7 protein-coding genes are annotated in these 6,748 nt (G+C 72.0%); 3 read left to right on the top strand and 4 right to left on the bottom strand.

The features are described 5' to 3' along the window. Positions 1 to 681 (top strand): hypothetical protein (locus tag D7V97_RS37790; protein WP_233583482.1); only part of this gene is annotated, 681 nt, incomplete at its 5' end. Between the two features lie 6 nt (positions 682 to 687). On the opposite strand, the gene D7V97_RS37785 is transcribed toward D7V97_RS37790, so the two are convergent. Next, positions 688 to 1,245 carry a helix-turn-helix domain-containing protein gene (locus D7V97_RS37785; RefSeq protein ID WP_120615453.1) on the bottom strand — a complete coding sequence of 186 codons (558 nt, stop codon included), beginning with the start codon at positions 1,243 to 1,245 and terminating at the stop codon, positions 688 to 690. Positions 1,246 to 1,331: 86 nt separating this feature from the next. Here D7V97_RS37785 and D7V97_RS37780 point away from each other — a divergent pair, with 86 nt between their 5' ends. Both D7V97_RS37780 and D7V97_RS37775 read left to right on the top strand, forming a co-directional pair. Further along, complete coding sequence (locus D7V97_RS37780; RefSeq protein ID WP_120615452.1) at positions 1,332 to 2,054, top strand: SDR family oxidoreductase; 723 nt, start codon at positions 1,332 to 1,334, stop codon at positions 2,052 to 2,054. Then, positions 2,051 to 3,094 (top strand): S-adenosylmethionine:tRNA ribosyltransferase-isomerase, encoded by a 1,044-nt coding sequence (locus tag D7V97_RS37775; protein ID WP_199729097.1) that lies wholly within the window; start codon positions 2,051 to 2,053, stop codon positions 3,092 to 3,094. Before D7V97_RS37780 ends, D7V97_RS37775 begins: the two co-directional genes overlap by 4 nt. Here the strand turns inward: D7V97_RS37775 and D7V97_RS37770 are convergent. The 3 genes from D7V97_RS37770 to D7V97_RS37760 all read right to left on the bottom strand — a co-directional run bounded on the left by D7V97_RS37770 (position 3,081) and on the right by D7V97_RS37760 (position 6,686). Next, on the bottom strand, positions 3,081 to 4,304 hold the full coding sequence (locus D7V97_RS37770) for a zinc-dependent alcohol dehydrogenase (RefSeq protein WP_120615450.1): 1,224 nt from the start codon (positions 4,302 to 4,304) through the stop codon (positions 3,081 to 3,083). The genes D7V97_RS37775 and D7V97_RS37770 overlap by 14 nt on opposite strands. A gap of 154 nt (positions 4,305 to 4,458) precedes the next feature. Continuing rightward, positions 4,459 to 5,979: a Ppx/GppA phosphatase family protein gene (locus D7V97_RS37765; protein ID WP_120615449.1), complete on the bottom strand. Its 1,521-nt coding sequence runs from the start codon at positions 5,977 to 5,979 to the stop codon at positions 4,459 to 4,461. 119 nt (positions 5,980 to 6,098) lie between these two features. Beyond that, positions 6,099 to 6,686, bottom strand: coding sequence for a hypothetical protein (locus D7V97_RS37760; RefSeq protein ID WP_120615448.1), 588 nt, complete (start codon positions 6,684 to 6,686; stop codon positions 6,099 to 6,101). Positions 6,687 to 6,748 lie beyond the last annotated feature (62 nt).

The following is a 6,748-nucleotide window of genomic DNA, read 5'->3' as shown; positions in this document are numbered from 1 at the left end:
GAGGAGGGGGTGGAGGGCCGGGTGCAGGAGTTCTTCCTCGGAGAAGGGGCCGCGCCCCAGCAGCGTCACGAGCTGCAGCTGGGCACGGGGCTGGAGTGGACGCGGCAGCAGGGCGAGTCGCGTTTCGAGCTGCCCGTCGCCACCGAGTATGGCCTCAGCGACCGCGTGCAACTGGAAGCGGAGGTGGCGCTGACGACGCCAGAGGATCCGCGCGGGCTCGACACCGCCGAGGCCGGCGTGGGCTGGGCGCTGATCAACGACGGGCAGCGCGGCTTCACGCTCAGCGTCGGCATGGAGCTGCTGGCCACGCGCGATGACGTGGACGATCGTTTCCGTCCGGGCTTCGAACCGTACCTGCTGGCCTACCAGGACGTGGGCCCGCTGGGCTTCAACCTCCAGCTCAAGGCGGAGGAGCTGCCCGGGGTGCGGGGCCTGGACGGCGAGCTGCACCCGGACCTCGCGGCCGGCGCGGTGCTGGAGCTGGGACCGCTGCGGCCCACGGTGGAGGCCGCGTGGCGCGACGAGGACGGCACCTCCACGGTGCTCCTGGCGCCGGGCATGCAAGCGCATCTGGCGAAGTCGCTGGAGCTGGGCGTGGCGGTGCCGTGGCGGCTCCATGCGGACGGAGCGCGCGACGTGGGCGTGATGGGGATGCTCATCTGGCAGGGCGGCGGGGCCTGACCTGCTTCAGACCGACGGGGTGAGCAGCACGACGGAGTAGCCCACCGCCGTGCGCGTCCCCGGGTTCTCGTACGAGTGCTTCTGGTCGCCCCGGAAGACGACGACGTCGCCCACTTCGAGGATGAAGCGCTCGCCGCTGGCGATCAGCGCGAGCGTGCCGGACTCACAGGCGAGGTACTCGCGGGTGCCGGGCGTGTGGGGCACGCCGGTGATGCGCGCGCGGGCCGGGAGCTCCAGCCGGTCGAACTCCATGCCGGGCAGCGGATCCGGCAGAAGCTTGCGCAGCAGGGCCGCGCCACGCTGACGCACCAGGAGGCTCTCCCGCGGGTAGTGCCGGGCGCTCGCTTTGGGCCGGGCGAGCAGTTCCTCCAGCGAGACCTGGAGCGCCCCCGCCACCCGGTGCAGCACGGAGAGGGTGGGGTTGGCCGCGCCGGACTCCAGGTGCGCCCAGGTTGCCCGGGGCACGCCCGCCAGCTTCGCCAGCTGCACCTGTGTGGCCCCTCGCGTCTCCCGCAGCGTCCGGAGGTTGCGCGCCAGCCTGCCAGGAAGGTCCTCGTCGCTCATGCGCTGGCATTCTGCCAACCCATTGGCGCGGATGCCATCCGATGGGAGCGCTTCGGCTATTCGTCCTCTCAAGGGAGGCACGAACCATGGACCTGAAGCATCAAGCAGTGCTGGTGACGGGAGCGAGCCGGGGGCTGGGCCGGGCGCTGATGGAAGGCTTCGCACGCAAGGGCGCCCGGGTGGTGGGCGTGGCGCGCGACGCGAAGGCCCTGGACGCGGCGGTGAAGCCGCTCCAGGCGCAAGGCCTGCCGGTGCACGCGCTGGCCTATGACGTGGGGGACAAGCAGGCCATCTACCCGCTGGTGGGCGCGGCCACCGCGCTGGTGGGGCCGGTGGATGTGCTCGTGAACAACGCGAGCGTCCTCGGGCCCACGCCGCTGCCGCTGCTGTTGGACACCGCCTGCGAGGACGTGTCGCAGGTGCTGGAGGTCAACCTGCTCGGGCCCTTCCGGCTCAGCAAGGCGGTGGTGGGGAGCATGGTGCTGCGCGGGCGGGGCCTGGTGCTCAACGTCACCTCCGACGCGGCGGTGTCCGCCTATCCCCGCTGGGGCGCGTACAGCGTGTCGAAGGCGGCGCTGGAGCACCTGACGCGCATCTGGGCCGCGGAGCTGGAGGGCAGCGGCGTGCGCCTGCTGACCGTGGATCCGGGGGACATGGACACCCGCATGCACCGCGACGCGCTGCCGGACGCGGACCCCTCGACGCTGGCGAGGCCGGAGGACGTGGCCGCGCGCATCCTCGCGCGGGTGGAGGCGAAGGACACCGCGTCCGGACAGCGGTTCGAGGCCGCGAAGTGGGAGGCCGCATGAACGCCGCCCGCTGGCCCCGGGAACACCCCGACGCGGCGAGGCTGCTGCACGTGGAGCCCCGCGCGGGCCGCTTCACCGACAGCGTCGCCTCCGACCTGCCCATGCTCCTGCGCGAGGGAGACCTGCTGGTGCTCAACGACGCGGCCACGCTGCCCGGCTCGCTCACGGGCCGCACCGGCGCGGGCGCCGCCATCGAGTTGCGCTTGCTGGCCCACGAACCGGACGACACGTGGACGGCGGTGCTCTTCGGCGCGGGCGACTGGCGCCGACGCACCGAGGACCGGCCCCCTCCGCCCGAGCTGCCCGTGGGCGCGCGCCTGGAAGTGGGAGGCCTCACGGCGCGGGTGGTGGAGGTGCTGCCGCCGTCGCCCCGGCTGCTGCGCGTCGCCTTCGATTTGAGCGGGGCGGCGCTCTGGCACGCGCTCTATCAAGCGGGGCGGCCGGTGCAGTATGCCTACACTGCGGGACCGCTGGCGCTGTGGCACGTGCAGACGCTCTACGCCGCGCGTCCGTGGGCCGCGGAGATGCCGTCCGCGGGCCTGCCCCTCACGGCATCCGTGTTCCAGCGACTGAAGGCGCGCGGCGTGCGGTGGGCGTCACTCACGCATGCGGCGGGGCTGTCCTCCACGGGCGACGCGGCGCTGGATGCGGCGCTGCCCCGGCCGGAGCGCTCGGACATCCCCGAAGGCACGGTGGCGCTGGTGGAGGAGACGCGGGCCCGGGGCGGGCGTGTGGTGGCGGTGGGTACCACCGTGGTGCGGGCGCTGGAGGGCCGCGCGACGCAGCACGGAGGACGCCTGGTGCCGGGCGAGGCCGTGACGGACCTGCTGCTCGGGCCCGGTTACGTGCCCCGGGTGGTGCACGGGCTGCTCACCGGCGTGCATGAACCGGGGAGCAGTCACCACGCGCTGCTCCAGGCCTTCGCGCCGCTGCCGCTCCTGCAACGGGCGGCGGCGCACGCGGAGGCCCTGGGCTACCTGGGGCACGAGTTCGGCGACGCGTGCCTGCTGCTGGATGCCAGAGCTGTCATTGGACGGTGACGCCCGGCTCCAGCTCCACCTTCACCCAGCCCGGCTTGCGCAGGTCGAAGTTGCGGTACGCGTCGATGGCGGAGCCCATGGACTTCACGTGGCTGAGGATGGCGGTGGGGTCCACCGTCCCGGCGCGCACCAGCTCCAGCAGGCGCGGGATGTACTTGCGGTGGTTGCAGTTGCCCATGCGCAGGGTGAGGTTCTTGTTCATCGCGTCGCCAATGGGGAACGCGTTCATCGTTTGCGGGTACACGCCGATGATGGACAGCGTGCCCGCCTTGGCCAGCGCCTGCACGGCCCACTGCGCGGCTTGAGACGGCCCGTCCCCGGGCACCCAGTTGTCGCCGTCCGGCTTCGTCTTGGGGGCGACCTGCGCCACCTCGCGCTTGAACTCGGGCAGCTCCGCCTTGGCCTTCTTGGCGGCGGGGCCGTGGTGCGCGTGCATGGCGTCCACGCCCACCGCATCGATGGCGCGGTCCACGCCGATGCCCCCCGTGAAGCGCTTGAGCGTCTCCACCGGGTCCTCCTCCTCGAAGTTGATGACCTCCGCGCCCTGGGTGCGCGCCAGGTTGAGCCGGTCCTCGTGGCAGTCGATGGCGAACACGCGGCCCGCGCCCAAGAGCTTCGCGCTCACGATGGCGAACAGGCCCACCGGGCCGCAGCCAAACACCGCCACGGTGTCACCGGGTTTGATCTCCGCCATCTCCGCGCCGAAGTAGCCCGTGGGGAAGATGTCGGAGACGAGGATGGCCTGGTCGTCGGTGACGCCTTCGGGCACCTTCACCATCGTGACGTTCGCGTACGGGATGCGCGCCTTCTCCGCCTGGAGCCCGTCGAAGGGGCCCGTCATCGCCGGACCGCCGAAGAAGGCGGTGCCCGCGGTGGGGCCATTGGGATTGGCGTCGTTGCACTGCGCATAGTAGCCGGCGCGGCAGTAGGAGCAGTTGCCGCAGGCGATGGTGGAGCAGATGACCACGCGGTCGCCCACGTTGAAGTTGCGCACGTCCTCGCCCAGCTCCTCGATGACGCCCACGCCCTCGTGGCCCAGGACGGTGCCGGGCTTCATGCCGGGCATGGTGCCGCGGATCATGTGCAGGTCGGTGCCGCAGATGGCGCTGGCGGTCAGCCGGATGACGGCGTCGGTGGGTTCCTTCAGCTTCGGCTCCGCGACGTCATCCAGCCGGATGTCCCCAATCCCATGGAATACGACAGCCTTCATGATGCGCTCCTTGCCCCGCCAGGGCCTTGAAAGATGAGACGGTCCACGGCGCGGCGCGCGCGGACACGTATCCCTGGACGCTGGCCATGGACGCGGGGTGGGGCAAAGCTTGCGTTGCTCCCCTTGCCGCAGGGCAGGCGGGGAGCCGGTGGCCCTAACGCCCGGCCGAGTGGACCTGGAAGGCGAGCCGCTTGCCGAACACCTTGCGGAAGGCGGCGACCTCGCGCTCCGCGTTCCACAGCTCCAGGTCCAGCGGCTGGCGGGCGTGCAGGTGGAGCGTGACGATGTCGCGCCCGTGCGTGACCTTGAACTCGCGGATGGGCTGGTGGTGGCTGTGGTCCAGCGCGTTCGCCAGGCGCAGCAGCGTGGCCAGCTTGCGCACGCGCCGCGCCTCCGATGGGGTGAGGCCCGCCATGCCGGAGTGGGACAGCTCCGGCTGCGAGCGCCGGTGGTAGCGGGCGACGCGCGCGATGAGCTCGCGCTCGCGGTCCGCGAGGCCGGGGATGTCCGCGTTGTGGATGAGGTAGTACGTGTGCCGGTGGTGGCGCTCGTGGCTGACCGCGGTGCCGATGTCGTGCAGCAGCGCGGCGACCTCCAGGTGGGGGCGCACGGACAGGGGCAGCTGGTGCAGCGCGGCCAGCCCGTCGAAGAGGGCCAGGGACATGCGGGCCACCTGGCGGGCGTGCTTCTCGTCGAAGAAGAAGCGCTGGCCGATGGCGAACGCCGCGTCCGCGAGGCTGTGGTCGTCGCGCGTCTCGTCCTGGCGGTAGAGCAGGTCCACGAGCAGACCGTCGCGCAGGCCGCGGTTGACGACGCTGACGGACTCCACGCCCAGGTGGCGCGCGACGCCCTCCAGGATGACGGCGCCGGAGACGATGATGTCCGCGCGGCGCGGATCGAAGCGCTTGCGGCGGCGCTCCGGCGGCATCGCGGCCAGCGTCTCCACGGCCTGGGTGAGCTGGCGCACGGTGGCGTTGCCGCCGTTCTCGCCCACGGCGAAGCCCGCCACGGCCTGGATGGTGCCGGAGGAGCCCAGCGCCACGCGGGGCAGCGCGGGGAGCGCTTCGGGGAGGGTCTTGTGGAGCACCTCGTCGACGAAGCCGCGCATCAGGCGCAGCTGCTTGGACGTCACGGTGCGCGAGGTGTCGAACACCTCCGTGAGCCGCACCGAGCCCAGCGTGAGGCTCCACAGCTCGTCGGGCTTCTCGCCGGTGGCGATGGCCACTTCGGTGCTGCCGCCGCCGATGTCGATGAGGAGCGAGCGGGCGTTGGCGGGCTTGCGGTGCAGCACGCCCAGGCAGATGAGGCGAGCCTCCTCCTTGCCGCTGACGACCTCCAGCTCCAGGCCGGCCTCCTCGTGCACGCGGCGCACGATGTCCTGGCGGTTGCGGGCCTCGCGCAGGGCGCTGGTGGCGACGGCGCGCACCTGGGCCTTGTGACGGCGGCAGAGGGCGGCGTAGCGGCGCAGGGTGGACAGGAGGCGGTCGGCGGTCTCCGGGGGCATCTCGCCGGTGGTGAAGACGCCCTCGCCGGGGCGGATGGGGTCGCGCTCCTGGTGGAGGGTTTCGAGCGAGCCATCGACGTCGGGGCGGGCCAGCTCCAGGCGCACGGCGTTGGTGCCCACGTCGATGGCGGCGAGGACGGGCGGCGGGGTGGGGCGTGCGGAGAGGGCCATGGGGCTCGCGAGCGGAACGTCGATGATGGGCGTTCCTAGCGTAGTCCCGTGTCAGCTGCGTGGCGCCGGAGAAGAAGAGGGAAGGGGGCGCTTCTTCGCCGGGCCGTGGGCCGCCCTCCCTACGAAGGCGAGGCGATGTCGGCGTCGGAGGTGCTGTCGGCGCGGATGCGGCGGGAGCGCTCGCGGAGGTCGCGCCAGGAGGCCTCGTACTCTTCGCGGGCCTGCTTCCAGGCGTCTCCGCGCGAGCTGCCCAGGTGCATGAGCAGGGCGCGGGTGCTCTGGAGGCCGCGCTTCATGAAGTCGAGTTCCTGACGGGTGAGGAGCGAGTCCTCGGCGGCGGTGCGGTCACGGGAGGCTTCCCACTGGTCCATCTGGGCGCCCAGTTGGCGCAGTTCGGCTTCGCGCTCACGGCGGTAGACCGCGCGCAGCTGCTCCCACCGCTCTCCCGCGCGGTCGAGGTGGTCACCGACGCGGGTGCGGGCCTTCTCCACGGCGGACTTCATGCGTTGCCAGTCCTGTTGGTCCGCGTTGCGCATCGCCTGGACTTCGCGCTGGAAGTCCTCGCTGCGCTCCTTGGCGCCGCTGAGGATGTCCAGCTCGTCCTCGCTCTGGGCGAGGTCCGCCTGGGCTTCGATTTCCTGGAAGCGCGCGGTGGCCTCACGTTGCTCCGCCTCCATCTTCTGGATGTATGCGTCCCGCTCCTTCATGGCGTCCTCCCAGGTACGTTGGATGGGAAGAGCATGTGAACGCGCGCGGGTGGATGCAGGGA

This window comes from Corallococcus sp. CA053C (genome assembly GCF_003611675.1).
Taxonomy (GTDB): domain Bacteria; phylum Myxococcota; class Myxococcia; order Myxococcales; family Myxococcaceae; genus Corallococcus.
The sequence above is the reverse complement of the archived record's forward strand: the minus strand, read 5'-3'. Positions and strand labels throughout refer to the sequence as shown.

What these genes read in the sequence shown, in the direction of transcription:
- D7V97_RS37775 (WP_199729097.1), top strand. Translation starts at nt 2,051, where the DNA reads ATGAACGCCGCCCGCTGGCCCCGGGAACACCCCGACGCGGCGAGGCTG.
- D7V97_RS37780 (WP_120615452.1), top strand. Translation starts at nt 1,332, where the DNA reads ATGGACCTGAAGCATCAAGCAGTGCTGGTGACGGGAGCGAGCCGGGGG.
- D7V97_RS37765 (WP_120615449.1), bottom strand. Translation starts at nt 5,979, where the DNA reads ATGGCCCTCTCCGCACGCCCCACCCCGCCGCCCGTCCTCGCCGCCATC.
- D7V97_RS37785 (WP_120615453.1), bottom strand. Translation starts at nt 1,245, where the DNA reads ATGAGCGACGAGGACCTTCCTGGCAGGCTGGCGCGCAACCTCCGGACG.
- D7V97_RS37760 (WP_120615448.1), bottom strand. Translation starts at nt 6,686, where the DNA reads ATGAAGGAGCGGGACGCATACATCCAGAAGATGGAGGCGGAGCAACGT.
- D7V97_RS37770 (WP_120615450.1), bottom strand. Translation starts at nt 4,304, where the DNA reads ATGAAGGCTGTCGTATTCCATGGGATTGGGGACATCCGGCTGGATGAC.